A 26,918-nucleotide genomic window follows, 5' to 3' on the forward strand; every position below is an offset into this window, starting at 1 on the left:
GCGCGTATGGCGGAATTGGCAGACGCACTAGACTTAGGATCTAGCGGGTGACCGTGGGGGTTCAAGTCCCTCTACGCGCATCAAACATCCCCAAGTCGTAACTTACGGCTTGGGGATCCCTATGCGGAAGTGGCTCAGCGGTAGAGCATCGCCTTGCCAAGGCGAGGGTCGCGGGTTCGATCCCCGTCTTCCGCTCCATTTTTTAGTAAGCGCCCTTAGCTCAGCTGGATAGAGTATTTGACTACGAATCAAAAGGTCGGGAGTTCGAATCTCTCAGGGCGCGCCATTTTTTTAGAATTAGAGTATCGGGACGTAGCTCAGCTTGGTAGAGCACCTGCTTTGGGAGCAGGGGGTCGCATGTTCAAATCGTGTCGTCCCGATCAAGAAGAAAGCATAGACTGTCAGCGTAATGCTGATTGTGTCTATGCTTTTTTCATTTGCTATGACAAAACTTGGGATTCAGGTTTCTATTGGTGTATAGTAGAACTGGAAGAGGAGGATGACAAGATAACATGGAGCTAAGCTGGAGGCGGAACCTATTTATTTTATGGATTGGGGCATTCTTTTGCGCGATGGCGTACACACTGTCGATCCCCTTTATCCCTATATTTTTACAAGAGGATCTAGGTATACATAGCGGTTTGGAGGCTTGGTCGGGCATTACGTTCTCTGTGAGCTTTCTGGCGAGTGCTTTGATCGCACCGTATTGGGGTTCGCTAGCTGACAAATATGGCAGAAAACCGATGTTGCTTCGATCAGGACTGAGCCTAAGCGCAGTCTATTTTCTTAATTTTTTCGTGAATGATCCTTATATGTTCATTGTGGTACGTGTTTTGCAAGGTCTTATGGCGGGCTATATCCCCGCATCGATGGCACTAGTGAGCACGAACACACCAGAGAAGCACGTGGGCTATGCACTGAGTGTCATGTCTACGGCCACAGCGGCAGGTGGCATTCTAGGACCGCTGCTGGGCGGCATGCTCAGCCATTGGGTAGGGACGAGGGAATGTTTCCTCGTGTCAGGCTTTATTGTACTCATTTCAGCAGTAATCGCGGTAGTAGGCGTGAAGGAGATTCACACGAAAAAAGAAGGAGCACGCCCGAGTGTGCTGCAAGATATTAAGCAGGCGACAGCGAATAAGCGGTTACTCTCCATTTTCGGATTAACATTATTAGTGGCTACTTCGGTGATGATCTTAGAGCCTTTGCTGACGATCTATGTGGTTCAAATTGGCGGAAGTGCCAAAGGGGCGTCCTTAAGCTCAGGCATTATTTTCTCGGCTGTCGGCGTGGCGACAGTGATCATGGGTTCCAGATGGGGAATTATTGGGCAAAGGATTGGGTACGATAAAACACTGCTCATCGGCTTACTCGGCGGAGGCGTTGGGAACTTACTGCAGTTAGCTGCGCATAATTTAATCGCTTTCGGTGTGCTTCGTTTCAGTTATGGGTTATTCTTCGCGGCGGTATATCCGGCGTTGAATTCGCTCATTGTGAAAAATTCGTCCTCTGAGTTTCGGGGTCGGGCTATGAGTTTGAACCAAACTTCGAATCAATTGGGCATGATGATTGGTCCTTTAATTGGCGGATTTTTGGGTGGATGGGTAGGTATTCATTCCGTCTTTTTACTTACGGGCTGTGCACTGCTTATTGCAGCAGGTTGGTTACAGACGAACCTCAGGAAACAAATGAAACAAGCTGTTACGGAGTAGAAAGAAGATTAAGAGTGAGAGTATCGCTAACAATAGAAATAGGAAGGAGCTACTTCATGATGATGAAAAGAACAATGGGACGTTTGAATAAGGAAACCTCTGTGGTGATGTTTGGTGCTGCGAGTCTCGGTCAGGTGACACAGGAGGTAGCCGATGCTTCGATCGCGTTCGCACTGGAGCATGGGGTGGATCACTTCGATACGGCGGCGAGCTATGGCGATGCCGAATTGCGGATGGGCCCAACGATTAGCCGGGTGCGGAATGATATTTTTTTAGCCACCAAAACAGGGCAAAGATCGAAAAAGGAAGCGAAGGAAGAAATCTATCGCTCGTTAGAACGAATGAAGGTGAACTCAGTCGATCTGCTCCAGCTGCATGCCGTAGGGTCGATGGAAGAGTTAGACCGCTGTACAGCGAAGGGCGGGGCGTTAGAAGCCGCTTTGGAGGCGCAAAGTGAGGGTATCGTGACGGATATCGGAATCACAGGCCACGGGCATGAGGCTCCTGCGGTTCATTTGGAAGCGCTGCGCAGATTCCCTTTCGCTACGATTCTTTTTCCACTGAATTACTATATGTACGGGCTGCCGGAGTATCGGGAGGCGGTTGATGCTTTAATGGAGGAAGCAGCGAAGCAGCAGACGGCAGTTAGGGTGATCAAAGCGATTGCGAAGGCACCTTGGATTGAAGGAGGGGAGCGTCCTTATGCGACGTGGTATGAGCCTTTTGATCAGCAGGAGATTATTGATGCCTGTGTGCACTTCGTGTTGTCGTTCCCAGGGGTGTGCGGGTTCGCGAGCGCTGGCGATGTTGGCTTATTTCCGAAAATTGTGGATGCGGTGGAGCGCTATGGTTCGATGAACAAAGACGAAATGGAACGGATACTGCGCGGAATTAGCGGGTATACGAGTGTGTTTGGTTCGCCGACTTCGATAGCTTGATGCGGTGGAAGTGAACATTTTAAACAGAAAGGCCTCTCAGCTGCATGTTGCGCTAGAGGTTTTTTTGGCGTTTTTTGCAACCCATACGTCCCTTATACGAGATGCTTTGCGAATATCTATGAGGTACGTAAGGGGGCATACCGATGTTTAAATTAAAGATGATAGCAAAGCGCTGGTGGAAAGCGGGGGTTGGCGCAGTTCTGATCATCAGTCTGGGTATCGTGTTATTTAGCTATTTGTATATAAAAGGACTTGATGTATCCCTGTTGAATCAGCCGCTGCCGGAGGCATCTATAGTGCTCGATAAGAATGGTCAAAAAGCATCACAGTTATCGGCATCAAAGATTAATGCCGTTAAATTTGAGGAAATTCCACAGGTGCTCGTAGATGCGATTGTTGCTGTGGAGGATAGACGGTTCTATGAGCACAAGGGCGTGGATATGAAGTCTATTTTCCGCGCTGTCGCACGGGACGTGCTGAAAGGAAGCTACTCCGAAGGAGCGAGCACCATCACCCAACAGTTGGCTCGTAATCTGTTCCTGACAGCGGATAAAACGGTAGGTCGGAAACTGAAGGAGGCTGCGTATGCGATCAAAATTGATGCGACCTATAGCAAGAACGATATTTTGGAGATGTATCTGAATCGGATCTATTTCGGAGAAGGCAGTTGGGGCGTGCAAGGGGCGGCGAAAACTTATTTTAATAAAAATGTATCTGATCTTACGCTATCTGAATCAGCGGTTCTGGCTGCATTGCCGAAAGCTCCTAGTCACTATTCCCCATTTCAAAATGAAGACCAGGCATTGGAACGAAGGAATACCGTCCTAAAGCTGATGCAAGAGGAAGGCAAAATATCTCCGGAGGCGTATGAGAAGGCAAAAGCATCTGCGCTAGGAGCAGTCAAGACGGTCAACACAGATACGGCAGAGGGGCAAAATCGCGCCTATGTGGATGCTGTCATCGATGAGGCCGTTACGCTGTATGGCTTTACTGAGGAGCAATTGCTGACAGGCGGACTGCGAATTACCACAGAGCTGGATCCAACGGTGCAAAAAGCTGTGACAGAAGTGTATAACGATGACAGTCTATTCCCAGCGAGCAAGCCAGATCAGCTGATTCAAAGCGGGGCTGTACTCATTGATCAGAAAACAGGCGGTGTGAGAGCACTGGCTGGCGGAAGAGGTGTGGGGGTATTTCGAGGCTTCAGCCATGCCACACAGTTGAAAAGACAACCTGGATCTACTTTTAAGCCAATCGCTGTGTATGGCCCTGCACTAGAAGCAGGATATAAGCCCTCATCGATGCTGTATGATGGTCCACTAAATATTGAAGGTTATCAACCCCAAGATTGGGATCACCAATCAAGAGGGCAGGTGTCGATGCAAGAAGCGATCACGTCGTCTTGGAACGTGCCTGCGGTGTGGCTTTTACATGAAATCGGTATCGATTATGGTCTAAAATTTACAAAGTCTCTAGGCATTACCTTGCCGGCACAAGATCGACAACTAGGCATCGCATTGGGCGGGCTGTCAGAGGGTGTTTCACCCCTGGGGATGGCTCAAGCTTTTAGCACTTTTGCGGATAAGGGAGTTATGCAGCCTGCGCACTTCATCTCCAAAATCGAGACAAGCGATGGTCATCTGCTCGTTCAAGCAAAAGCGAAGGGCGTTCCCGTGATGAAGGTGGAAACGGCAGATGCAATGACTGCGATGCTCCAGACGGCCGTTGCTGAGGGAACGGGGAAGAATGCGGCGATGAATCGGCCTGTAGCTGGTAAATCCGGTACGACGCAGCTTCCAGCGACGAAGGAATTCGAGGGAGTGGGCAGCGGAAGTGCCAAAGATGCTTGGTTCGTTGGCTATACGCCGGAGTTGACAGCTGCTGTGTGGGTCGGCTATGACCGGACAGATGCAACGCATTATTTAACAACTTCAGGTGGTGCCGTGCCTGCTGTCCTATTTCGTGAAATGCTCAGTCGTGCGTTAGCGCAAGCGCCTATTGTTCCGTTTGACGTTCCGATGGTGGACATTGCGCAGCAGTCTAAGCCAGGAGATTCGAAGGGGCAGGCTCCTGCGAATGACTCGCCAGGGCCATCCAATAAGGATGAGCACAAACCAGCTGAGCATGGTAAAGGAAAAGGGAAACATAAATAGCATAAAGCCCTCGCAGTCCATGGTGGACGTCGAGGGCTTTTGCGGATTACGACTTAGTTATGTTTGTTACTGTTTCCATGTTTGTTATCGTTCTCTTTATCCTTGTCCTGTTCTTTGCCCTTTGGTTTCTTCATTTCTTTTTCGGTTTCTTTTTCATGCTCGTTATCGTTGTTGCTGGAACTTACTTTTACATGCATGTTCAGCTTATTGGCATCGAGGGCATACTGTTTGGCAAGCTGCTGCTTTAATGCCTGTTGTGCACCTGCGGCGGTGATGTCCACCGAACCAAGTAAGTTAGAGATCCAAGCTTGGGCTTGAAATCCAGTAAGATGAAGCTTGCCGGCATGTGGAGACTGGATCGTCAAATCATAGTCTTGTCCATGGGGGCCTTTGTTTTGCTTGATATGCAGGTTGAAATGCTGTCCCTCTACGTTTACATCCATATCCTCCATGTTAGTATCCTTCCCCGCAGGTTTTGCGGCTGGAGCAGTGTCATGCGGCTTCACTGGTGTAGGGAGTGGTGTAGCCGATGACATTGGCGCTTCGCTGGCAGGTTGATCGCTTGGCGCAGTTGGGTTTGGAGAAACGGTATCGGAAACGTTGGTCGTCTCTGTGGCTTGTTCTGTAGACTGTCCAGAAGATCCTTTAACATAAGCAGCTTGGCCTTTATTGTTTAAAATAAGTTCAAGCTGAGTATCCGTGTGTAAATCACTGAGCTGCGCCTTGTTATCATTGAGATAGACCCAGACGGATGAGGCCAAAGGGACGGTTTGATCCCCGCTATCTGTATGCACAGTGATGGTATCCTTGGATAGGCTCACTAGCTTGCCAGTGATCGCTGTTGATGTTGGTGTCGTGGATGAAGTTGCGGCATAGGCTGTCCAACCACCGAACACTAGAGCTGCTGAAAGACAAGAAATAAGAATGATTTTCAATCGTGTACGCATGTAAAACACCTCCGCTCACACTTTTCGAGGCGAGGGGAGGTTTTGGGACGGTACGTCTATATAGTTATTGCAACCGGCGATGCTATTTAGTTCGTGTCGGACTGCAAGCGCTGCATGAATTCTTCCGCTGCACTGTAGCCCTGCTGACGCAAATACCAGCTGTTGGCGGCAGCTTCAACTAGGCCCGCGACGTCACGACCGGGTTGAAGCTGGATTTCGATATGGGGGATGCGAATATCCATATAATCCGTGAAGCGAGGCTCCAACTCCAGATCATTGTTGAGCGCATGCTCCTGCCACTTCGTAAGCTCGATATCGAGCACGATGCGGGTTTCGTCTTGAAATGCTTTACGGCCGTAGAGCCGTGAAACGTTAATCAGACCGATGCTGCGCAGCGCGAGGAATTCCTTTGTTTTACCATTATGCGTGCCGAGCAGGGTTTCTGGGCTAATCTTCTTCAGCACGACAATATCATCAGCAACTAAGCGATGTCCTCTGCGGATGAGGGTGTGGGCTGTTTCGCTTTTGCCAACCCCGGATTTGCCGCGAAGCAGGATACCGATCCCTGATACATTGACACAAACCCCATGGATTGCGATCTCTTGCGCTAGGGATTTACTCAAATACAAATCGACTAAATCCTGAAATTTACTCGTAGAGGCACTGGTGCGGAGAAGGGGGATTTGCTCTTCTTCGCAGTATTTCGTTAAGTATTTCAAGCCTTCCTGATTTCGCGTAACGACGAAACAAGGCGGGTGATATTTAACAATATTACCAATGTGCAAATTCCGTTCATTTTCGCTAAGACTATGCAAATAAGTAATTTCTTTGCGTCCTAACAACTGCACATGCGCTTGTGGAAAATATTCAAAATAGCCGACAAATTCGAGGCCCGGCCGATGTGCTTTGGATTTGGTAATCGGCCGGTGGAGCTCCGAATGACCAGCGAGAATTTCGAGTGAAAAGCGTTCAACGAGGTCTTGCACGGTGACAGGTTTCAAACGGTGGGTCCTCCTTCGTGGTGATGTATATCCATTAGGAAAGCTGGGATCTTGGGAAGTAATGTGACATTGGCTGTTGATCGATCTCTATTAAATTCTCTTTAGCGTGGCTATAATCCTGCTAATGAAAGCGCTTGAAGGCGCGAATTCCTAGCTTTTCATTGCTTTTGACTGCTAAGTTGGTATGATGAAAGGAAAAGCTTAAGGGGAATGCATGGAACATGGGTGACGTGTACAAGAATTGCCAAAGTTGTGGAATGCCTCTTGCTCGTGATGAGCAAGGCGGAGGAACGGAGAAGTCAGGTGCGAAGAGTAAGATGTACTGCAGTCATTGTTATCAGAACGGTGAATTTACAATGCCTGATTTCACAGTAGATCAGATGAAAGAACGAGTGAAGATGAAGATGGTTGAATTTGGTTTTCCGCGGTTTCTAACGGGCCTTTTTACACGTAATATTCCGAAGTTGAAGAGGTGGTCGTCTCATGAGTAGTAAAAATAATGTTCAATCCTTCGCAGCAATGAAAGAATGGCTTGCGATTCCTGTACAATTTCGAACGCGTCTGTTATCGAATGTCTATTGTTCAAACTGTAAAGGTGAAACAACGATTATTGATTATTCAGTGGGTACGGATAAATTCGGTGTTGTGTTGGAAGGGAAATGTAAAACGTGCCAGCGGTCTGTTGCACGTGTTGTGGAGAGGGAATAACCAGTAAAAGATGGACAGGCTATAACGAAAAAATAACGCTCTTCACCTTGGTGGTGTAGAGCGTTTTCTAGTTGGAGCATTTACTTCATATCCTCTCTGTATGTAAAAGCAGCTATCTGTGGAAGCCGCATTTTTTGGCAAGTGTTGGCCATGTAGAGAGAAACATGCTTTCCCACCTGTCTTCGGGTAACACCAAAATCCATCTCGCAATTTGATCCAAGCCCATTTCGTAAAGCGTGTGAAGCACTTCTTCTTTTTCTGATCCGGTTTTTAATGCTAACATCTCAAAACCACCTCAATCGAATGTATTCAAACAATTATGTATATGCGTCGTTTTGAAAATATGTGAATGTTATTTTCAAAACGGAAGAAGTGGTGGATTTTGGAGCAAATTAAGTAGAAAAATGGTAAAAAATACGTATGGGCTAGGATACATGAGAAAAACCCACCCTATACAAGGGTGAGTTACTCGTTGAGCTTACTTAAGCTGACTCCGTAGGCTTGGATCAATCGTTTGGAGTATTTGGGCAAGCTGTTCGTCGGAAACCATCTCTCGCCCGTAGCGCACGCGATTATAGGTGGCTGTCAGTGCGCGAACGGATGCCTCAGATAGCTGCGTTTGATGCGTAAGTTCCCAGCCTGTTTCGTTAGGGGTTAACGATTTTTTGAAGGTGTAGCCGCTTTTACCAGCTTGCCCAATCAACAAACGATAGAGGAAGCGAATGCGCTCCTGATTGTTCGGTAATTGCGACCAGGAGGGCTCGCGGGTCGATCCAGGCCATAGCTTGGCATTTGCTTTTTGCCACCAGAGGTTAGGAAGCTCTTTCCAGTTGAGAAGGGCTTCTTTCTCATCTGTATATCCTTCTGTAGGATCACCTTGATCACGCCACATCGATCGCTTCAGGAAACGACGAAGGAGTGAGAGCAGAGCAGGTGCTAGCTTCATTAACAGGAGATAGATGATGGCAAGAGCGAGTGCGATCACAAGCGCATAGCCCACGACGAGCTGCACGTAGTGCATCAAGATCCCGAACCATCCGGGCTCATGCGGTGCAGCGGGCGGTAATTGCATGGGTGGCGGCGCCGAAGGGCTGGCCTCGGGCACGTCGGGCGGTGCATCAGATGACATGAGACCTAGCAGCCAAGCCACGAAGCCGTGAAGGAGGCGAATGAGGCCTTGCTTCACTTGTTGGAAATAAGCCACAGCAGCGATTACGGCAACAAACCCGATTAACCAGATGCGACTGGAGCGTTTCACGGTTTGAGAAAGTGACGAAGCGGCAGCCCGATCATTACCCGCGAGGGTAGCTGATAGGAGTTGGGCACGATTCGTGATGAAGAAGAACAGGATCAGAGTAGCAAAACCGAACCCGTTTAAGGCAATATGGTACGGGTGAAGAAGGGCTATACGTACCATGATAGGAACGCCGAAGAAGTACATCACGCCAGAGATAACAAAAGCTCCTGGTGCGTAGAGGGAGATCCAACCATCTTTGGTGCAGCGGATGCCTCTAAAGACGAGCAAAGCTCCAATAACCGAGCTGACAGCGATATGCCAAGGACTGGATTGGAATAACAAAGATAAGCCGCAGCCTAGAAGAAGACAGATTAGCAATTCATAACCTTTTCGATTAAGCCATCTCAGCTGCCCGAAGAAGGTCCCGAGGATAAAGCTGAGCACGAGTTGTACACAAGTGAACCCAAGCAGGCTATCCAACGTATAAACCTGCGCTAGAACAACTAACGGGGCAAAAATGATGAGCTCGATCAAGCTGAACAAGAGTGCGAGTCCATAGTTGCGAATGGAAAAGGAAACACGAGAAGCTGGTTGATCAAGAGAGGGCATCGGCATGGGTGGAAGCCACCTCCTGTTCATTCAGGCTGAGCAGGTTATGCGTTAAGGGAACGATAAACACCGAATGCCCTAATGCTTCTAGTCGCGCTATACTTTGGGCGATGCTGTCAGAAACGAATGCAGTCAGCAAAATGATATCCAGCGCCTCCGATTCCAGCTCGATGCCATAATCGAGAAAGTCTTCACAAGAGCGGGCACAAGAGATGGCGAGCTTCGCCATCGTTTGGAACAGATGCTCGAGCTGTCCCCAACCTCCTTCAGGTGCGCAGTAGACAGGCACTCCGGGCTCATGCTGCAACCAACCGTTATAACCAAACCCAACAGGAATACCTCGGCTTACCGCGTGTTCAGCAAGGGTGGCAGCATAGGAGAGGGCTTTCTCGACGAGTTCGGGATCGGTGACCGCATCCCACATGGTTTCTGTGACTTGGCTATTGACCACAATTAACAGTCTCGGATCTGCCGTGAATTCGCGATTGTAGACTTGGAGCTTCTGGCTCCGAGCTGTGGCTTTCCAATGAATACTGTTCATCGTATCACCGTAGCGGTACTCCCTGACACCAGAAACGAGAAACGGATCCGACATAATCCAGCGCTCAACCGTGACATCCCCTTGCCATCGACTGGAAAGAATCGGAATGTCATCGTGATGGACTAAGCGAGGGTACACGAGCAGCTCGACAAAAATCCGATGTGTCGTAGAGGCCGCTTGCATACCGACCAAATCCCCCATAGTGGCAGCTATCGTTTCTAACTTATACCAGCCGCGTTTGGCTGCCTGTACACGATGACGCCGAACAATGCGCGTATAGGGCATGAGACTGAACAGACTGCGATGGTTTTGAAAAAGAGAGCCGCTGCTGACCTCGAGATTATTCATTTGGTTAAAAATTAGCCCTGCGTGGATCGTGGATTCTAAGCGCAGCCATGGAATCGGTGCAAGCTTGCGATTCACGATCGTTTCGATCATGAGAAGTTCATCACCAACATGGCAGTGTGTTGTGTTGAAGGTTCGTTCGATGCGAAGTCCGCGAAACCCCCAGCGGGCGAAGAACCGAAACTGGAGGAAGAACAGAAGGGCAGCGATGATCACAATCCAGCTTATGCTCATGGTTACCCCAGCTTCACTTCAGTCGGAACAGGGGTCGTGGCCAGGACATGGTTCAGCAGCGCGAGCACTTGCTGATCTTGTTGGCGCGAGCGTGTACGCAGCATAATGCGATGCGCCCAGACGGGCCGCACCAGCGCCTTGACGTCGTCCGGCAGCACGTAGTCGCGGCCGCGCAGCGCCGCGTACACTTGCGCCGCCTTCATCAAGGCGCGCACACCGCGCGGGCTGACGCCGAGCGCGGCATCCGCATGCGTGCGCGTCGCTTCCGCGAGCTGCACGATATAGTGCAGCAGTTCATCGCCGACGCGCACCTGCGTGAACAGGTGCTGCGCTTCGAGCAGCTCCGGGCGGCTCACGACCGGCAGCAACGTATCCAGAGGATCCTGCTGCTGGTAGCGCTGCAGAATCAAGACCTGCTCGGCAGCCGTCGGGTAGCCGAGCGAGAGCTTCATCAGGAAGCGGTCAAGCTGCGCTTCCGGCAGCGGAAAGGTCCCCTGATTCTCGACAGGGTTCTGCGTCGCAATGACGAGGAACGGCGCTTCGAGCTTGCGCGTTTCCCCGTCGATGCTGACCTGGCGCTCCTCCATGCTCTCCAGCAAGCTGGACTGTGTTCGCGGCGTCGCGCGGTTGATCTCATCGGCGAGCACGATGTGCGCGAAGAGCGGTCCTGGGCGGAATTCGAATTCGCCCAGCTTCTGGTTGAAGAAATTGATGCCGCTTACATCCGATGGCAGCAAGTCAGGTGTGAACTGGATGCGCTTCATCGATCCATCCAGGGAGCGGGCTAGCGCTTTGGCCAGCTGTGTTTTGCCTGTGCCAGGCACGTCCTCAAGCAGCACGTGACCGGAAGCGATGAGGGCGATGACCATGAGCTCGACTGTGTCGTCTTTGCCTATAATAACGCGACTAACGTTTTCTTTGATAAGGGAAGTGATACGTCCGATATGTGCGATATTCAAATGATTAACCTCCTAAATGATGAATGCTGTGAATAAGTTCCATGTTGCATTTCATACAACTCTCGTAACACTAAAAGCCCAAATGGTGTGTCTATGTTGCACTTCATGCAACACATTACTCGGATTTAGCCAGTTTTCCGGCTATTCTACTTTATAATGTTGTATGGAATACAACATCAGGGAGCAATAAGGCGATATGTGTCTATAAATGTTGTACAGCTTACAATTACCTCATAGGAAGGAACGTAGTTACGAGGATACTCCCTCAATTTTAACACCCATCAGGGGATTTTTACCAATGTTTCCTGATTCAGCTCGGAGATTCATTTGTATATTGGAAGAGCAGTGAGTACAATGGTGGTGATATGCTATGCGACGAGAAATAGGCTTCCACATTGGGGAGTGCTAGGAGGATCAGTATGTATAAGTTGCTATTGGTGGATGATGAAGAGGACGTGCGGGAAGGTGTCGTCCGTGAGATAAATTGGGAAGCAATTGACTTTGAAGTTGTGGACAAGGCAGAGAATGGGAAAGAAGCACTGGAAATGGTGGAACGTCTGCAGCCGGATGTGGTGGTGACGGACATTCAGATGCCATTCATGAATGGCTTGCAGCTAGCTGAAGCAATTAGAGAGCGCTTTCCAACGATTAAACTGATCATCCTCACGGGGCATGATGAATTTGAGTATGCCCAGCGGGCGATTAAGCTGCATATTGATGAATATGTGCTGAAGCCTTTCTCGGCGCAGGAGCTAGTGAATGCGCTGCTCAAGGTGAAGGTGCAGATTCAAGAAGAAGTTGCGCATCGCGAGGATGTGCAGCTGCTCAAGGAGCATTACCGTAAGAGCATGCCGGTGCTCAAAGAGAATTTCTTAGCGACGTTAATGAATCGCAAGCTTCCGCGGGACGAGGTGTTTGAGAAGGCGGCGAACTACGGAATTGAGCTCAGCGGAAATAATTATGTCGTGGCCGTTTTGAGTATTGACGGGGTGTTCATTTCGGAAGAGGATTCCGACAATCGGGAGGAACTAACGAAGTCACTATCGCTGAAATACTCGGAAGATCAGGCACTGAAATATTTTGCCCTATTAAATATTACAGAAGAAATCGCGAATAAGCGTGGGCTCGGCCTCGTTTTTATGCACAACGATCAGGTTGTGTTATTAGCTGCGAGGGAGAATAAGGACAAGGAAGCGGCGTTGCAAGAAACGATGCGCGTGCTGGAAGAAGTGCGGCAGAGTGTGGAAAAATATCTAAAGTTCACTCTGACTGTTGGGATTGGCAGTGTGATCAGCGATGTTACCAAACTTAGCTATTCGTACGAAGACGCGGATCTTTCGCTCGATTACAGGCTGATTCTAGGCAGCAATCGGATTATTTATATTGATGATGTGGAGAAGCGCAGCGTCGATAAGATTCGGTTTGACGATGTGAAGGATCATTCACTCACGCGCTGTATTAAAGTTGGGACGATCCAAGAGATTCGAGAGACGATGGATGAGCTGTTTCAGGGAATCGAGGCCGGGGTGTCGGTGAAAGATTACCAGATCTATCTGCTTGAAATTCTCACCTGCATTCTAAAAGCAGCGAAGGATTCGAGTCTGAATGTCGACGAGGTATTTGGCGAGAATTTCATTCCTTTTACCGAAATTAATAAGTTTACTTCCTTGGAGGAAGCGAAGCATTGGCTGGCGGAGCTATGTGCGAGCATGATGAATCACATTGCCACTGACCGGCAGTATACCTATAAAAATTTGGTGGAGCTGGCCAAGGATTATACGAAAAGCCACTTCCATGAGGGTGATATCAATATCAATAAGGTGTGTGGGCATTTACATATCAGCGCGGGGTATTTCAGTTCTATTTTCAAAAAAGAAACGAAAATGACCTTCGTCAATTATTTGAACCACATTCGCATGGAAGCAGCAAAAGAATTACTGCGCACGACGGATATGAAGGCGCTGGAAATTGCAGAAAAGGTTGGCTATGCAGATGCCAATTATTTCTCGTTCTCTTTTCGCAAAAATGTCGGCGTTTCCCCGAAGGAATATCGAAATAACAGCTCCAAGGGGCTGTAGAGACTGGAAAGGGGAGAACAGCGTTGAGACGCAGAGTAAGCGCGCTGCTTAAGGCTTTATATAACGTTATACTCGACACGATGCGGGTCAAAAGCATTCAATTTACGATTACGATGTCCTTTATTCTTATTACGGTTACCGTTATGTTGATTGTGTCCCTCGTGCTGTATAATAAGTTCGCCAAAACGGCGGAAGAAAGCGCGGCCCTGAATACGCAGCAGGTCATTGAGCAGGTTCAGTTTAACCTAGAGCAGTATATCAAGGGAATGTCCGATACGTTCGAGGTCGTGGATGCCAAAATAGCGAAAAGCCGCGGCATCCCGTCGGACAAGCTGCTGGAGCAGCTGGATACGATCGCGAGTACGCGTGCGGACATTGTTTCGATTCATCTTTTTACCGCAGATGGCGGGCTGGTCACGGGTGTTCCCACAACGGAAATGCGCAAAAATACACGGCTGCTCGAGCAGTCGTGGTTTAAGTCTGCCTTGGATAACCCGAACCATCTAACTTTCTCGCTGCCGCACATCCAAAACCTATTCAAAGATCCCTACAAGTGGGTGGTTTCCATGAGTAAAGGGGTCAAGATTGAGCAGAATGGGAACCTGGTGGATGCGGTTATTTTGGTTGATATTAACTTCAAGACGCTGGACGATCTGTTTCGCACGGTCTCACTAGGGAAGAAGGGATATGTCTATATCATCGACGATTCCGCAGGAAGCATTGTGTATCACCCGCAGCAGCAGCTGATTTATATTGGGCTGAAATATGAGAATGTGGAGCAGGCGCTCAAGTTTTCGTATGGTAAATATATGGATGTGAGCGAAGGGGAGTCGCGGCTTAATGTTGTAAGGACGGTGAATAACATCGGTTGGAAAATTATCGGGGTCTCTTACCTAGACGAAGTGGTGACGACGCGTAAGGAAATCAGCACGTTCATGATTTGGCTGCTGGTGATTGTCTTGTTCTTCATTTTATTAATCTCATCCTTCATGTCCGCACGTATTTCGCAGCCCATTAAACGACTGAAAAAGTCGATGGAAATGGTGGAGAAGGGTCATTTTGACACCTATATTCATGTCCGGGGGGCGGATGAGGTGGAGCAGCTATCGCGGCGATTCAATCTCATGGTATCGAGGGTGCGAGAGCTGATGGACCAAAGCTTGCTGGAGCAGGAAATTAAGCGGAAGAATGAGCTGGAGGTTCTGCAATCGCAGATTAATCCACATTTTTTATACAATACACTCAATTCGGTCGTGCGGATGGTCGGCAATGGGAAGAAGGATGAGGTCGTGACGACGATTACGTCGCTTTCGAAGTTTTTCCGGATTTCGCTCAGCAAAGGCAAAAATATTATTACGATCGGTGAGGAAATCGAACATATTCGCAACTATTTGATCATCCAGAAGATGCGCTATAAGGACAAGTTCGAGTACGAAATTCAGGTTGCTGATGACGTGCTGTCATACAAGACGCTCAAGCTGATTCTGCAGCCTTTTGTGGAAAATGCGCTCTATCATGGGATCGAATATATGGTGGATGAAGGACTGATTGAGCTCTCGGTCACGATGGACAAGGGGAAGATTCTGTTCCAAATTCGTGATAATGGGGTCGGGATGTCGGAGGAGACACTGAAAAGCATTTTGTCGGGCCAGGTCAAAAGCGAAAAGGGCTCTGGTGTTGGGCTGCGTAATGTTCATGAGCGGATTCAGCTGTATTTTGGCATGGATTATGGCGTTCATATTGATAGTGAGCTTGAGGAAGGAACCGTTGTCACGATTACGATTCCAGCCCTGTTGGATGAGGAAGGGGAGGGAGAACAATGAGATTCAAGGCTTTATTGATCGCTATCCTTATTGCTATCGTATCCGTGTCCTCCTGTACGGAAGTAGCACGTGACGATAACACCTTGCCTGTGGACCATAAGCGACATCTCGAAGTCATTCTTCGCAGTCAAGAAGGGGACTACTGGAAGACGGTGAAAATGGGCGCTGAGGTTGCTGCAAAGGAATTCGATGTTGCGTTAGACTTTCGCGCACCTGGCGATGAAGCGGATGTGAAAGGGCAGATTGCCCTGATGGAGCAGTCCATCTCGAGCGGCCCGGATGCCATCGTTTTGGCAGCCAATGACTATAAGGAGTTGTCTAAGGTCGTTGATGAAGCGAAGGGAGCGCATATCCCTGTCATTTCAATCAACTCCGAAGTGGAATCGAAAAATGTACAGAGCTACATTGGCGCCAATAATTACGAAGCGGGGCAACTAGCTGGCAAGCAGTTGATTCAATTGATAGGAAAGAGCGGGCAAATTGCGATTGTCAGCTTTAAGCAAGGTGAACGAAATACGGAGCAGCGGGAACTAGGGCTTCTAGACGAAATAGCCAAGTATCCGGACGTTCATGTGATCGATAAGGTGTATAGCTTGACCGATCGCGAGCTCGCGGCACAACTGACGCATAGCGTCATCGACAAGCATCCTCAACTAGATGGCATCGTGGCCTTGAATGAAATTTCTTCGGTTGGCGTCGCCACCGCCGTTCAAAGCCGACATCTACAAGGCAAGGTGAAAATCATCACTTTTGACAGCACTTCTGAAGAGCTAGAGCTGCTGCAAGAGGGTGTTATTCAAGCTACGATCATTCAAAATCCGTTTAGTATCGGTTATTTGGGCGTGAAAAGCGCTGTCGAAGCTGCATCGGGCAAAAAGCTGCCAACCCATGTAGATACAGGGATTAAGGCGATTGATCTGAATAATATGTTCTGGTCCGACAATCAGAAACTGCTATTCCCATTTATAAAGTGATGAGAATTTCGATAGAAGACATGAGGATATTGCATTTGTTTCTTCCTTTTGAACCATTATAGTAGGGAATGTAAACAAACAATACACCTTTTAGGGAGGGTCTTTCATTGAAAAAATTACTTACACTTGCCGTAGCAGGCGCACTGGTGGCAACCGTTGCAGGTTGTGGAAATAAAACAGAAACTACACCATCAACTTCCCCAGCAGCATCTACAGGTGCAGCGGCAACGACAGCTCCAGCAGCTGGCAAAAAGCCTACAATCGGTGTTGCGATCTATAAATTTGACGATACATTCATGTCCGGTGTTCGCGCGGCTATTTCGGATGCAGCGAAAGACAAAGCAACTGTGGATATCGTAGATAGCCAAAACTCCCAACCAACACAAAACGATAAAGTCGATCTATTCATCACGAAAAAAGTTAACGCGCTTGCAATCAACGCAGTTGACCGCACAGCAGCTGGCGTTATCATCGATAAAGCAAAAACAGCTAACATTCCAGTTGTCTTCTTGAACCGTGAGCCACTTGCGGACGACATGAAGAAATGGGACAAAGTTTACTACGTAGGTGCTAAAGCTGAGCAATCCGGAACTATGGAAGGCCAACTATTGGTTGACTACTTCAAAGCTCACCCAGAAGCGGACAAAAACCATGATGGTAAGATTCAATACGTTATGCTAAAAGGCGAGCCAGGACACCAAGATGCTGAGCTTCGTACGAAATTCTCCATCCAAGCGATTACAGATGCTGGTATGGGTGTAGAAAAAGTAGCAGAAGATACAGCGATGTGGGACCGCGTTAAAGGTCAAGAGAAAATGGCAGCATTCCTAGCTTCCAGCGAAAGCAAAATCGAAGCTGTTCTTGCGAACAACGATGATATGGCGCTTGGCGCGATCGAAGCTTTGAAAGCAAAGGGCTATTTCAAAGATGGTAAAACACTTCCAGTTGTTGGTGTAGATGCAACAGCTCCAGCTCTTCAAGCGCTTAGCGATGGCACGCTTCTTGGAACAGTTCTCAACGATGCGAAAAACCAAGGTGCAGCAACGACAAGCGTAGCAACAGCTCTTGCTAATGGTCTAGTACCAAGCAAAGAAACAACTGGCTATGATATCACAGATGGTAAATATGTTTGGATTTCCTACAAAAAAATCACAAAAGACAACATGAACGAAGCGAAGTAATTTGTGATGGGTAGAGGCAAGAGGGCGATCGATGAGAATCATCGCGCTTTTGCCTTCCTTTTTTGGGAATCTATACGAAGGTTAAAGAGAAATAAGCTTCGAATTAAGGCTTCACTTTGTGGGGATTATCGTGAGCTGTAGGGGGAGTTACCATGACTGTACATGACTATTTATTGGAAATGAATCAAATCTCCAAAGAGTTCCCCGGCGTTAAGGCGCTGGATAACGTCACCCTCAAAGTCCGTCCAGGCAGCGTACATGCGCTGATGGGGGAGAACGGAGCAGGTAAATCGACGCTGATGAAATGCCTATTCGGTATTTATAAGCCCGATGGTGGAGAAATCAAGCTGAATGGAGAAGTAGCTACGATTACGAACTCCAAAGATGCGTTAGCAAACGGTATTTCCATGATCCATCAAGAGCTTCACCCAGTTCCACATCGCAATGTGATGGAGAATATTTGGTTAGGTAGATTTCCACTAAAAGGTATCGGACCTTTGAAACTAGTGGATCATAAAAAAATGCGTACAGATACAGAGGATTTATTCAATCAACTCCAAATGGACATTAAACCGGATACATTGGTTGGTACCTTATCGGTATCCAAAGTGCAATCCATTGAAATTGCTAAGGCTGTTTCCTTCAATTCGAAAGTTATTGTTATGGATGAGCCGACTTCATCGCTAACTGGCAATGAAGTTGAGCAGTTGTTTCGTATCATTCGCGATCTGAGAAGCCGCGGCTGTTCGATCATCTATATTTCACATAAAATGGAAGAAATTCTTGAGATTTCGGATGAAGTCACGATCATGCGTGATGGTACCAAAATCGGGACGTGGGCATCTGCAGATCTCACCACGGACATGATTATTTCGAAGATGGTTGGACGTGATTTGAAGGAACGTTTCCCTGAGCGCAGTAATGTACCGACGGGTGTCTTGATGAAGGTAGAGGATCTGACTTCTGTAGTTCCTAAATCGTTCAAGAACGTGTCATTTGAGCTGAAAAAGGGTGAGATTCTAGGGGTTGGCGGTCTTGTAGGCGCGCAGCGTACAGAATTGATTGAATCTTTGTTCGGGATGAGAGGCATTGCTTCTGGCAACATTTCCATCCACGGTAAGCAAGTGAAGCTGAAGTCGCCAATTGATGCGATTAAGCAAAAAATCGCCTTACTGACGGAAGAGCGTCGTGTAACGGGTATTTTCCCTGTGTTATCCGTTTTGGAGAACACGGTCATTGCTAACTTGGGTCGCTATATGAACCCATTAGGCTTCATTCAAGAAGCGAAGCGTAAAGCGGAAGTCAAGCAAAGCATCGAGATGCTGCGCGTTAAAACGCCAAATATGCATGCGCTGATCAAAAACTTATCAGGTGGTAACCAACAAAAGGNACCCATTAGGCTTCATTCAAGAAGCGAAGCGTAAAGCGGAAGTCAAGCAAAGCATCGAGATGCTGCGCGTTAAAACGCCAAATATGCATGCGCTGATCAAAAACTTATCAGGTGGTAACCAACAAAAGGTGTTGCTAGCGAGATGGCTGCTAACCGAACCTGAAATTCTCCTTCTTGATGAACCGACGCGGGGGATTGACGTAGGGGCGAAGTTCGAGATTTACTCCATCATTGCTGATCTTGCGAAGCAAGGTAAAAGTATTATCATGATCTCTTCTGAAATGCCCGAGTTACTTGGGATGTCAGACCGAATCATGGTCATGTGCGAGGGACGTCTGACGGGTATTGTCGAAGGAAATAAAGCAACAGAAGAAGAGATTATGCGCCTTGCTGCACAGCATATGGCATAATGGAGGGGGCCTAGAACCATGACTACAAAAACAGAAACATTGAAATCGAGAGACCTTAGCGGGTTCATTACCAAATACGCCATTTACATCGTTTTAGTTGTTCTAGTAATTGGGATCGCCATTTACGATCCACGCTTTTTATCCGTCAGTATTCTACGGGATATCTTATTGCAGTCATCTACACGCGTTATTATCGCATTGGGTGCAGCTTTCATTCTGATCACGGGAGGAACGGATCTATCCGCAGGTCGAATCGTTGGTTTAACCGCGGTCATTTCCGCTTCCATGCTGCAAACTCAGGAATATGGTAGAAGATTCTTCCCAGACCTTCCGCATTTGCCATTGTTTGTTCCTATTATTATTGCGATTATTGCAGGTCTTTTGATCGGTCTTATCAACGGAATTGTAGTTGCTAAATTACGCGTTCCGCCATTTATCGCTACATTAGGTACGATGGTTGCCGTATATGGTGCGAACTCCTTGTACTTCGACATGAAGCCGAATCAGTCCCAGCCAATTGGTGGCTTGAGACCTGACTTCAGTAAGCTAGGAACAGGCTCCATCGGTTCCAGCGCAACGTATTCCATTCCTTATATTGTCATCTTCGCAATCGTGGTTGCGATTATCGTATGGATCGTTTTCAACAAAACAAAACTTGGTAAATACATGTATGCGATCGGTGGAAACATTCATGCCGCGGTCGTTTCAGGAATTAACGTAAACCGTTACTTGATTTACATCTACGGTATTGCTGGTGCGCTTTATGGACTAGCAGGGGTATTGGAAGCAGCTAGAACGGGTGGAGCAACGAATAACTACGGGAACATGTACGAGCTTGATGCGATCGCGGCTTGCGTAGTCGGCGGTGTATCAACTTCAGGTGGTATCGGAACGGTTCCAGGTGTTCTTGCAGGGGTATTGATTTTCAGCGTTATCAACTACGGTCTGACGTTCATCGGAATTAGCCCGTACTGGCAGTTGATTATTAAAGGTGTGATCATCGTTGCAGCTGTAGCGTTTGACATGCGGAAATACATGAATTCGAAGTAAGCTTTGGAGGCTGTCGAAATAATCGGCAGCCTTTTCTATCCGAGTTGGTTGTAAGCGTTTACTACGAAATGGGGGATGAGACATTGAATACGAACTACGACCGGCCTGACAAGATGAAACGGTTAGTGTCTATTTCTTTGCAAAGTAAGTTGGTGGGGGCTTTCGTCCTTGTATCCTTACTTGTAGGGATCACAAGTGGATTGTCGTATACATACGTCAAAAAAGTAGATACTTCGTATACGGAATTGCTCGATACGAATGTGAGGCTCCTTCAAGATGTAGCGGAAATCAAAGAGAAGACACAGATGCAAACCAGTTTGTTGTTCGGTTATGTGCTTGATCCGTCGAAGGACCGGGAGAAGCGGTTAACGGATATGAATACGGAGCTGTCCACGATCATTACCAAAATGAATGATGCAGGCGGGGGGAATGAGGACGAACAATCTGCCGTCAACGCCATGTTGGAAGCAAATCAAACCTTTGCTAGGTTAGTTCAGAAAGTCGTTGCTTACGGTGCCAAAGGTGACACGTCCTTAGCCAAAGCAGAAGCGATGCAGTGGGCGATCCCGACAACGGAGACTTTGACGCAATCAGCGGCTAAAATTGAGGAGTTGGAGACAGTCATTCAGGCAGATGCTTCTGCTCAGAATCATAACACGGTTTCGTCGACGATACGGACGTTGATTTGGGAGAGTGCTGGTGCGCTCCTATTCGCGCTACTAATGGGTCTCTTAGTGTCGCGCTCGATAGTTAAACCTGTACGAACGATGGTAAAAGCAGCAGAACGCATTGCGAATTGTGATCTAACCGTGAGTGATGTTGAGGTGAGGGGCCGCGATGAGTTGCGTGATCTGGCGATTGCATTCAATCAGATGAAAGGGAATTTGCAAGGCTTAATTAGTCAAGTAGGCCGAAGTGCGGAGCAAGTGGCCTCGGCATCGGAAGAGCTCAGTGCGAATTCGAATCAGGTTAGTGAGTTGTCGGAGCGAATTACGGGTACGATGCAACTGATTTCACAAGGAACGAATGCCCAGGTGGGCAGTGTTTATCAAGGCGTTGCCATCATGGAGGAAATGTCCGCAGCGGTGACACAAATTGCGAGTGTAACGCAAACGGCCAATAAGCAGTCTTTAGTTGCCCAGCAGGAGGCCGGGGAGGGCACAGTGGCAATTGAAACAGCAGTTTCGCAGATGCAAGCGATTTACGCCAAGATGAAGGAGCTTGCAGAATCGGTTGAGAAGCTAAGCCAACGTTCGGAAAAAATTGTGAACGCGAACGCGATGATCGCCGGCATTGCGCGGCAAACGAATATGCTCGCGCTCAACGCTTCGATTGAAGCGGCACGCGCTGGCGTGGCGGGCAAAGGGTTCGCCGTGGTTGCGGAGGAAGTCCGCAAGCTCTCTATGCAGACGGGCGCAGCGGCGCAGGATGTGGCTTCCCTTGTGACGAGTATTCAGGAGGAAACGAGGGAAGTCATGAACTCCACTGAGGCGGGCAGCCGCGAGGTGGAGACAGGGCTTGCGGTTGTGGGCGAAGCGGGAGCGACGTTCCGCCGCATTCGCTCCGCGATGGACGAGGTCGCGCGTCAGATCGAGGAGGTGGCGGGCTGCTCGGAGGCGATCTCCGAGAAGACGCTCGTCGCGGTAGGCGTGATTCGCTCCATCGACGAAGTCGCGGGGCAGACCGCTGCAGGAGCGAAGAACGTCTCGGCCAACATCGAGGGTCAGTACGCGAGCATGGAGGAGATCGTCTCCTCTGCGACGGTGCTGAGCAGCATGGCTGCGGAGTTGCAGGGTTTGATTGGGCGCTTTCGGGTGTGAGGGGTAAAGAAAAGGGTCTGTTCCACATGTAGCTTTATCTACATTGTGGGACAGACCCTTTCTTAGCAAAATCATATCTACTGTGGCTGGGGCCTATATAACCCCTGTAAGACTAATTCTCAGTTCCTTAGAATGAATAATCATTCCTGTAGATCGTATGAAATCAAATCCAAGAATGCCATCAGACATACCATAGTTCATCTCACCAATCTCAACTTCAAATTCTTGCAAAGAAATTTCCCCAATGCGAACGAAATCTAAACGTTTGGAGTAGACAACCTCAACACCACCAACGCCTCTTATTGTACTTAAGAAATCTCCTGGTTCAACGTTAACTCCTATTTGATCTACAATATCAGCATTGAATATCGTTCCTGCTGAACCTGTATCTAATAATACATGCTCTAAAATAAGCTCTTGGCCTTTGTAGCATATGGTTACTGCTATAAATGGTAATCCATAGATTAGATCAATATTCATCTAGGCCCTCGTATGCCAGACCATTTTTCACGTAGTTGCAAGTTTTCTCGTGAGGTGTGGAAAAAACCGTATTCTCGATTAGGTTTTTCCCGATGCAGCTCGTAGTAGCGTTTCATGGCAATTTTTGAATCCTCGTATCGATCAATAACGGCTACTTCATCAATATACCAATAGCCTTCTTTGGAATGTGATACTAATGCTTCGCAGACAACCCATTCATCTGGATACTGTTCTCGCACTTCTTCCCAACGCATCTGCCCACCTCCAATACAATATCTTGTACTGATTATATCATAAAAAAACTTAGGGCTGTTCTACAAGTGAATGATTCTACTTGTAGAACAGCCCCGGTTATTCCCAATATCCCTAGTCGCGAATTTCAACAATCAATTCAATTTCCACAGGTGTGTGGAAAGGCAGATCACTAGTGCCGATCGCGGAGCGGGCATGCTTGCCATTTTCGCCAAAGATCTCAACGAGCAAGTTGGATGCGCCGTTGATGACATACGGCTGGTCGCCGAAACCGGATTCGCTGTTGACGAAGCCGAGCATTTTAACGATTTTGACAACACGGTCTAAATCGCCTAAATAACCTTTCATGACCGCTAAGCAGTTGATGATTGTTTGACGAGCAGCAGCTTGGCCTTGCTCAATCGTCACTTCACGGCCGAGTTTACCTTCATACATTAACTCGCCATTGATACGGCAGTCCTGACCGGACAAGTAAATCAGATTCCCAGTTTGGTTGCATGGAATATACGTGAAACGCGGTTCTGGGGATGGGGGAAGTGTGATACCTAGCTCTTGCAAACGCTGTTCAATAACGGACATATGAATGACCTCCAAGTCAAAGTTAAGTTTAGAATAGATTCGTTTAGTTGTTAAAAGGTCGTACTGCTGTGACGCAGATTAATGTCGACAGCAATGCTGTGCACGAATGAAGCTGCCTTCTCGCGCATGGGTATGCTCACCATTGGTTAGTGAGAGGGCCCCATTCACCACGACATGCGAGATCCCATCCGGATACTGTCTCGGATTCTCGAAGGTCGCATGATCCTGAATGGTTTCTGGATCAAACACAGCGATATCGGCGATGTAGCCAGGCACGATCAGCCCGCGTTTACCTAGCTTGAAGCGTTGCACAGGGAACGAAGTTACCTTGCGCACAGCTTGTTCCAATGTAAGGATGCGCTGCTCTCGCACATACTTCGCGAACACACGTGGGAATGTCCCATATAAGCGCGGATGCGGCTTTCCTGTATCGCAAGTAAGACTATCTGACGCGATGAGTGACTTATCGTAAGCAACAACTTGTCCCACATCAGTGTCAGACATATGGAAGTAGACGATGGAGATACGGCCTTCTTCTTCCAAAAGCAGATCCATCATACACTCCGCTGGATCCTGCCCGCGGATTTCGCTAATCTCGGCAAGGTGTTTGCCTTCGAGATGGCCATTGCGCTCCGTGTGCATCGCGGAGAGGAACACGCTTTGCCAGCCTGTGGAACAAATCAGGTTGTCCCAGGTTGTCTGTTCGTGGCTCAATTCTTCACGAACACGGGCACGAAGCGATGGATCGCGCAGCACTTCCAGCGCGCTCTCGATCCCGCCTTCGAGCACCCAAGGAGGAAGAATGGTCGTTAAGCTAGTGGAGCCTGCATTGTACGGGTACACGTCGCACGTAACGTCCATCCCGCGTGAACGTGCATCTTCAATCAGTTCGAGCGCATCGGTGATTTGTCCCCAATTGCGCTTGCCGGCTGCCTTCAGATGGGAGATGTGCAGCGAAACACCAGCCTTCTCGGCGATCCAGATGACTTCCTTGACGGAAGGCAGCAGATTATTCCCTTCTCCGCGAATATGGGTGGAGAAGAGGCCGTTATATTTTGGCAGCACGGAGCATAGCTCAGCAATTTCTTCCTTGCTCGTGTAGCTACCTGGCGCATAGAGAAGTCCGATCGAGAAGCCGATCGCTCCCGCCCGCAAGCCATCTTCGAGCATCAGCTTCATCTGCGTAATTTCCTGCGGCGTAGCTGGACGATTGGCGAAGCCCATCACGGCAATACGCAGTGCGCCATGCGCGACATAGGTAGCCATATGCTCTGAAGGGCGCGATTTAGCCACGGCATCCATGTATTCCGCCACGGATTCCCATGGCCATTGCCATTTGGTCTGACCGAGCACCGGCTGAACATAGCTTTGGAGAAGCTCCGCTTGTGAAGGAACGAAGGGAGCAGGGGCAAGCCCGCAGTTGCCGACAACTTCGGCGGTAACGCCTTGTCGCATTTTGATTTCACTGTGCGGATAATCGAAAATCATCAGATCGGAATGACAATGCCCATCAATAAAGCCAGGGGAAATGACTTGCTTATTCACATCGATGACGCGAGCAGCTTCCTCATAAAGCTGACCTACCGCGACGATTTGATTACCTTGGATACCGACATCGCCAGCAAACCATGGATTGCCGGTGCCATCGACGATGCGTCCGTTTTTCAAAATAAGATCTAACATGATGGGTCACCTCCCGAATTTATTCCAGCATGCCCCGTGCAAGCACAGGCAAGCGTTCAAATGTGTCTCCACGCTGCATAACAACCTGATTATGCAGGTTAACCGTACTGCAAATGTGATTCGGAATAATACGGAGCTGGTCGCCGACTTGCAGGTTGGCCGCTTGAGCCAGAGGGCCCAGCTCCAACATGCCGTGTTCCTCGCTCAACCGTGTAAGAAACGCATCGTCTAGGCCGTGAATATGGCCGAAACCGCGCAGATGCAAGGGGTTCGTGCCAGGCTGCACATCGGTTGCGAAGGTTTTGCTGCCGCCATCGACGATCGCCAGATCCGCCGAAGGGCGGCTCACGACGGTGACTAGCACGCTGCCGGCGCAGTCTTCCAGCTCGCAGACGCCTAACTGCGCCTGCATCCGATCTTGATAGACGTAGGTGCCGGGGCGAACCTCCGTCACGCCTGGAACCGCCGCGGCATACAACGCCGTCGGCGTAGAGCCAACGCTGACATCTTCGATGGCGATGCCAGCAGTGCGAAGCCGGTCAGCGAGATCAGCCATCAGCTGACCTTCTTCCCAGCCAGCGGCAGCCACGTCGAGCGTGGGCTTGCCATCAAGCAAAGCTCCGCGGAACGTGTAGATGCCAGTCAGCCGCAAGTGCGGCAAGCGGGCAATCTCTGCAGCAAGCGCGGGAGCCTGCTCATACAGCACACCCGTTCTGCGCAGCCCGGTGTCAATCTCTAACCGAACCTGCACGGTGTGTCCCAGCCTTGCAGCCGTTTGCTCGATAAGCAGGGCACCAGCCAAGCTGTCCACAGCGACGATGAGCTCAATCTTCTCACTGAGGCGAATGGCGCGTTCGATTTTGCTCACAGTCACGAGTGGGTAGGCAATGAAGATATTACCAATCCCATGAGCGGCCATGACTTCGGCTTCCGATACCTTAGCTACGGTAATGCCCACAGCACCTGCATCGATTTGAAGCTGAGCGACGGAAGGGAGTTTATGCGTCTTCGCATGAGGTCTTAACTTCACAGTGTTATGTTGCCCAACACGGTCTGCCATGGTTTGAATATTGCGTGCTAGAATGTCCGTATCAATGATCACACAAGGCGTTTCTAGGGAGATTGTCATAGGGATTCACTCTCTTTCGCGTTACTTTTGCCTTCTTCCAAATGGCTGTACAGGGTGTACTTGGAAATGTTTAAGTAGGTGCAAATTTTCTCGCCGCCCTTTTTGATGAGGAAGGCACCTTTCGCGTCAAGCAACTGGATCATTCGCATTTTATCGTCTTTGGTCATAACCGCGACGGGCTTGCCAATGACTTCTTGCGCCTCTTGAATCAGAGCATCGAGCAGATCGCTCACGCTCGTTACGAACGATTCCTTCACTTCGGAGGGCTCGCCTGCTGGATTGATGAGGTTTTGTAATGTTTTCTCAGCGACCATGAGGTCGGTAATATCCATGTTAATGCAGAGTGAGCCGATGATCGTGCCTGCTTTATTTTTCATATACATCGAGCTGGAGCGCAGTATGCGTCCGGTCTTCGTTTGCGTTAAATAGTTAAATTTGTTGCCGTTTACATGATTGCCTCGCAGCAATTCTAATCCTAGATTGGTACCGGGATCTCCGACTTTACGCCCTGTGATGTGACCGTTCGCAATCGCGACGATGGAGCTTTCATAGGAACCAGTTAAATCGTGCAGCACAACTTCGCAGTTGTCGCCGAATTGAGCGGCCAGCCCTGTCACCAGATCAGTCAAAAATCCGAACTCATCTTGAATCGATTCCATACCGGTTAACCTCCCTGCAGGTGTAA

The 26,918-nt window shown here is 48.8% G+C and carries 24 protein-coding genes, 4 tRNA genes and 1 pseudogene; 17 read left to right on the top strand and 12 right to left on the bottom strand.

What is annotated here, in order from left to right:
• The 7 genes from A8709_RS33115 (at window position 1) to A8709_RS33145 (ending at window position 4,803) form a co-directional block, all read left to right on the top strand.
• A tRNA-Leu gene (locus A8709_RS33115) sits at window positions 1-80 on the top strand.
• Between the two features lie 43 nt (window positions 81-123).
• Window positions 124-198 (top strand) — tRNA-Gly (locus A8709_RS33120).
• Window positions 199-209: 11 nt separating this feature from the next.
• Window positions 210-286: transfer RNA gene (locus A8709_RS33125), tRNA-Arg, on the top strand.
• A gap of 20 nt (window positions 287-306) precedes the next feature.
• Window positions 307-380, top strand: a tRNA-Pro gene (locus A8709_RS33130).
• 132 nt (window positions 381-512) lie between these two features.
• On the top strand, window positions 513-1,712 hold the full coding sequence (locus A8709_RS33135) for an MFS transporter (RefSeq protein ID WP_065859396.1): 1,200 nt from the start codon (window positions 513-515) through the stop codon (window positions 1,710-1,712).
• A gap of 59 nt (window positions 1,713-1,771) precedes the next feature.
• Window positions 1,772-2,650 carry an aldo/keto reductase gene (locus tag A8709_RS33140; protein WP_065859499.1) on the top strand — a complete coding sequence of 293 codons (879 nt, stop codon included), beginning with the start codon at window positions 1,772-1,774 and terminating at the stop codon, window positions 2,648-2,650.
• A gap of 143 nt (window positions 2,651-2,793) precedes the next feature.
• Window positions 2,794-4,803 carry a transglycosylase domain-containing protein gene (locus tag A8709_RS33145; protein WP_065859397.1) on the top strand — a complete coding sequence of 670 codons (2,010 nt, stop codon included), beginning with the start codon at window positions 2,794-2,796 and terminating at the stop codon, window positions 4,801-4,803.
• A gap of 53 nt (window positions 4,804-4,856) precedes the next feature.
• Here A8709_RS33145 and A8709_RS33150 read toward each other — a convergent pair whose 3' ends face one another.
• Both A8709_RS33150 and hprK read right to left on the bottom strand, forming a co-directional pair.
• The gene (locus A8709_RS33150) at window positions 4,857-5,750 is read right to left on the bottom strand and encodes a hypothetical protein (protein WP_065859399.1); all 894 of its coding nucleotides are present in this window, start codon (window positions 5,748-5,750) and stop codon (window positions 4,857-4,859) included.
• Window positions 5,751-5,836: 86 nt separating this feature from the next.
• A complete protein-coding gene (gene hprK, locus A8709_RS33155) occupies window positions 5,837-6,751 on the bottom strand; it encodes an HPr(Ser) kinase/phosphatase (protein ID WP_065859401.1) in 915 nt (304 codons plus the stop codon).
• A 221-nt stretch (window positions 6,752-6,972) separates the two neighbouring features.
• Here hprK and A8709_RS33160 point away from each other — a divergent pair, with 221 nt between their 5' ends.
• Together A8709_RS33160 and A8709_RS33165 are read left to right on the top strand one after the other, a co-directional pair.
• Window positions 6,973-7,242, top strand: coding sequence for a zinc ribbon domain-containing protein (locus A8709_RS33160; RefSeq protein ID WP_065859403.1), 270 nt, complete (start codon window positions 6,973-6,975; stop codon window positions 7,240-7,242).
• Window positions 7,235-7,459: a hypothetical protein gene (locus tag A8709_RS33165; RefSeq protein WP_065859405.1), complete on the top strand. Its 225-nt coding sequence runs from the start codon at window positions 7,235-7,237 to the stop codon at window positions 7,457-7,459. Before A8709_RS33160 ends, A8709_RS33165 begins: the two co-directional genes overlap by 8 nt.
• Window positions 7,460-7,571: 112 nt before the next feature.
• Here A8709_RS33165 and A8709_RS34845 read toward each other — a convergent pair whose 3' ends face one another.
• The 4 genes from A8709_RS34845 to A8709_RS33180 all read right to left on the bottom strand — a co-directional run bounded on the left by A8709_RS34845 (window position 7,572) and on the right by A8709_RS33180 (window position 11,384).
• Entirely contained in the window at window positions 7,572-7,742 is a 171-nt protein-coding gene (locus tag A8709_RS34845) for a hypothetical protein (RefSeq protein WP_155993910.1), read from the bottom strand.
• 195 nt (window positions 7,743-7,937) lie between these two features.
• Window positions 7,938-9,311, bottom strand: coding sequence for a DUF4129 domain-containing protein (locus tag A8709_RS33170; protein WP_065859411.1), 1,374 nt, complete (start codon window positions 9,309-9,311; stop codon window positions 7,938-7,940).
• On the bottom strand, window positions 9,292-10,425 hold the full coding sequence (locus A8709_RS33175) for a DUF58 domain-containing protein (RefSeq protein WP_065859413.1): 1,134 nt from the start codon (window positions 10,423-10,425) through the stop codon (window positions 9,292-9,294). The genes A8709_RS33170 and A8709_RS33175 overlap by 20 nt, the downstream gene beginning before the upstream one ends.
• Before the next feature lie 2 nt (window positions 10,426-10,427).
• Window positions 10,428-11,384, bottom strand: coding sequence for an AAA family ATPase (locus tag A8709_RS33180; protein WP_065859415.1), 957 nt, complete (start codon window positions 11,382-11,384; stop codon window positions 10,428-10,430).
• 419 nt (window positions 11,385-11,803) lie between these two features.
• Between A8709_RS33180 and A8709_RS33185 the strand changes: the two genes are divergently transcribed.
• From A8709_RS33185 to A8709_RS33220, 8 genes and pseudogenes are all read left to right on the top strand, one after another.
• Window positions 11,804-13,462, top strand: coding sequence for a response regulator (locus tag A8709_RS33185; RefSeq protein ID WP_065859417.1), 1,659 nt, complete (start codon window positions 11,804-11,806; stop codon window positions 13,460-13,462).
• Between the two features lie 80 nt (window positions 13,463-13,542).
• A complete protein-coding gene (locus tag A8709_RS33190; protein ID WP_084225758.1) occupies window positions 13,543-15,285 on the top strand; it encodes a cache domain-containing sensor histidine kinase in 1,743 nt (580 codons plus the stop codon).
• On the top strand, window positions 15,282-16,259 hold the full coding sequence (locus tag A8709_RS33195) for a substrate-binding domain-containing protein (protein WP_065859421.1): 978 nt from the start codon (window positions 15,282-15,284) through the stop codon (window positions 16,257-16,259). The genes A8709_RS33190 and A8709_RS33195 overlap by 4 nt, the downstream gene beginning before the upstream one ends.
• 107 nt (window positions 16,260-16,366) lie before the next feature.
• Window positions 16,367-17,440, top strand: a complete 1,074-nt coding sequence (locus A8709_RS33200) for a galactose ABC transporter substrate-binding protein (RefSeq protein ID WP_065859423.1) — start codon at window positions 16,367-16,369, stop codon at window positions 17,438-17,440.
• Window positions 17,441-17,592: 152 nt separating this feature from the next.
• Window positions 17,593-18,829 (top strand): sugar ABC transporter ATP-binding protein (locus A8709_RS33205; RefSeq protein ID WP_141692739.1); only part of this gene is annotated, 1,237 nt, incomplete at its 3' end.
• Window position 18,830: 1 nt separating this feature from the next.
• Window positions 18,831-19,240: pseudogene (locus tag A8709_RS33210) on the top strand (ATP-binding cassette domain-containing protein); the annotation flags it as partial.
• 18 nt (window positions 19,241-19,258) lie between these two features.
• Window positions 19,259-20,290, top strand: a complete 1,032-nt coding sequence (gene mglC / locus A8709_RS33215; protein WP_065859427.1) for a galactose/methyl galactoside ABC transporter permease MglC — start codon at window positions 19,259-19,261, stop codon at window positions 20,288-20,290.
• An 83-nt stretch (window positions 20,291-20,373) separates the two neighbouring features.
• Complete coding sequence (locus A8709_RS33220) at window positions 20,374-22,110, top strand: methyl-accepting chemotaxis protein (protein ID WP_167357231.1); 1,737 nt, start codon at window positions 20,374-20,376, stop codon at window positions 22,108-22,110.
• A gap of 93 nt (window positions 22,111-22,203) precedes the next feature.
• Here the strand turns inward: A8709_RS33220 and A8709_RS33225 are convergent, their stop codons facing one another.
• From A8709_RS33225 to A8709_RS33250, 6 genes are all read right to left on the bottom strand, one after another.
• Window positions 22,204-22,590 carry a retropepsin-like aspartic protease gene (locus tag A8709_RS33225; protein ID WP_065859429.1) on the bottom strand — a complete coding sequence of 129 codons (387 nt, stop codon included), beginning with the start codon at window positions 22,588-22,590 and terminating at the stop codon, window positions 22,204-22,206.
• Window positions 22,587-22,844: a hypothetical protein gene (locus A8709_RS33230; protein ID WP_065859431.1), complete on the bottom strand. Its 258-nt coding sequence runs from the start codon at window positions 22,842-22,844 to the stop codon at window positions 22,587-22,589. Before A8709_RS33230 ends, A8709_RS33225 begins: the two co-directional genes overlap by 4 nt.
• Window positions 22,845-22,956: 112 nt before the next feature.
• Window positions 22,957-23,421, bottom strand: a complete 465-nt coding sequence (locus A8709_RS33235) for a RidA family protein (protein ID WP_065859433.1) — start codon at window positions 23,419-23,421, stop codon at window positions 22,957-22,959.
• A gap of 78 nt (window positions 23,422-23,499) precedes the next feature.
• A complete protein-coding gene (locus A8709_RS33240) occupies window positions 23,500-25,104 on the bottom strand; it encodes an N-acyl-D-amino-acid deacylase family protein (protein WP_065859435.1) in 1,605 nt (534 codons plus the stop codon).
• 19 nt (window positions 25,105-25,123) lie between these two features.
• Complete coding sequence (locus tag A8709_RS33245) at window positions 25,124-26,233, bottom strand: alanine racemase (RefSeq protein ID WP_065859437.1); 1,110 nt, start codon at window positions 26,231-26,233, stop codon at window positions 25,124-25,126.
• Window positions 26,230-26,892, bottom strand: coding sequence for a helix-turn-helix transcriptional regulator (locus tag A8709_RS33250; RefSeq protein ID WP_065859439.1), 663 nt, complete (start codon window positions 26,890-26,892; stop codon window positions 26,230-26,232). Before A8709_RS33250 ends, A8709_RS33245 begins: the two co-directional genes overlap by 4 nt.
• Window positions 26,893-26,918: the final 26 nt, after the last annotated feature.

The sequence above is a fragment of the Paenibacillus pectinilyticus genome (assembly GCF_001700435.1).
GTDB lineage: Bacteria > Bacillota > Bacilli > Paenibacillales > NBRC-103111 > Paenibacillus_E > Paenibacillus_E pectinilyticus.

Coding starts and splice junctions, on each gene's coding strand:
- A8709_RS33140 (WP_065859499.1), top strand. CDS start 1,772: ATGATGAAAAGAACAATGGGACGTTTGAATAAGGAAACCTCTGTGGTG.
- A8709_RS33245 (WP_065859437.1), bottom strand. CDS start 26,233: ATGACAATCTCCCTAGAAACGCCTTGTGTGATCATTGATACGGACATT.
- A8709_RS33195 (WP_065859421.1), top strand. CDS start 15,282: ATGAGATTCAAGGCTTTATTGATCGCTATCCTTATTGCTATCGTATCC.
- A8709_RS34845 (WP_155993910.1), bottom strand. CDS start 7,742: ATGTTAGCATTAAAAACCGGATCAGAAAAAGAAGAAGTGCTTCACACG.
- A8709_RS33185 (WP_065859417.1), top strand. CDS start 11,804: ATGTATAAGTTGCTATTGGTGGATGATGAAGAGGACGTGCGGGAAGGT.
- A8709_RS33175 (WP_065859413.1), bottom strand. CDS start 10,425: ATGAGCATAAGCTGGATTGTGATCATCGCTGCCCTTCTGTTCTTCCTC.
- A8709_RS33190 (WP_084225758.1), top strand. CDS start 13,543: ATGCGGGTCAAAAGCATTCAATTTACGATTACGATGTCCTTTATTCTT.
- A8709_RS33240 (WP_065859435.1), bottom strand. CDS start 25,104: ATGTTAGATCTTATTTTGAAAAACGGACGCATCGTCGATGGCACCGGC.
- A8709_RS33170 (WP_065859411.1), bottom strand. CDS start 9,311: ATGCCGATGCCCTCTCTTGATCAACCAGCTTCTCGTGTTTCCTTTTCC.
- mglC (WP_065859427.1), top strand. CDS start 19,259: ATGACTACAAAAACAGAAACATTGAAATCGAGAGACCTTAGCGGGTTC.
- A8709_RS33165 (WP_065859405.1), top strand. CDS start 7,235: ATGAGTAGTAAAAATAATGTTCAATCCTTCGCAGCAATGAAAGAATGG.
- A8709_RS33145 (WP_065859397.1), top strand. CDS start 2,794: ATGTTTAAATTAAAGATGATAGCAAAGCGCTGGTGGAAAGCGGGGGTT.
- A8709_RS33150 (WP_065859399.1), bottom strand. CDS start 5,750: ATGCGTACACGATTGAAAATCATTCTTATTTCTTGTCTTTCAGCAGCT.
- A8709_RS33250 (WP_065859439.1), bottom strand. CDS start 26,892: ATGGAATCGATTCAAGATGAGTTCGGATTTTTGACTGATCTGGTGACA.
- A8709_RS33225 (WP_065859429.1), bottom strand. CDS start 22,590: ATGAATATTGATCTAATCTATGGATTACCATTTATAGCAGTAACCATA.
- A8709_RS33230 (WP_065859431.1), bottom strand. CDS start 22,844: ATGCGTTGGGAAGAAGTGCGAGAACAGTATCCAGATGAATGGGTTGTC.
- A8709_RS33160 (WP_065859403.1), top strand. CDS start 6,973: ATGGGTGACGTGTACAAGAATTGCCAAAGTTGTGGAATGCCTCTTGCT.
- A8709_RS33235 (WP_065859433.1), bottom strand. CDS start 23,421: ATGTCCGTTATTGAACAGCGTTTGCAAGAGCTAGGTATCACACTTCCC.
- A8709_RS33135 (WP_065859396.1), top strand. CDS start 513: ATGGAGCTAAGCTGGAGGCGGAACCTATTTATTTTATGGATTGGGGCA.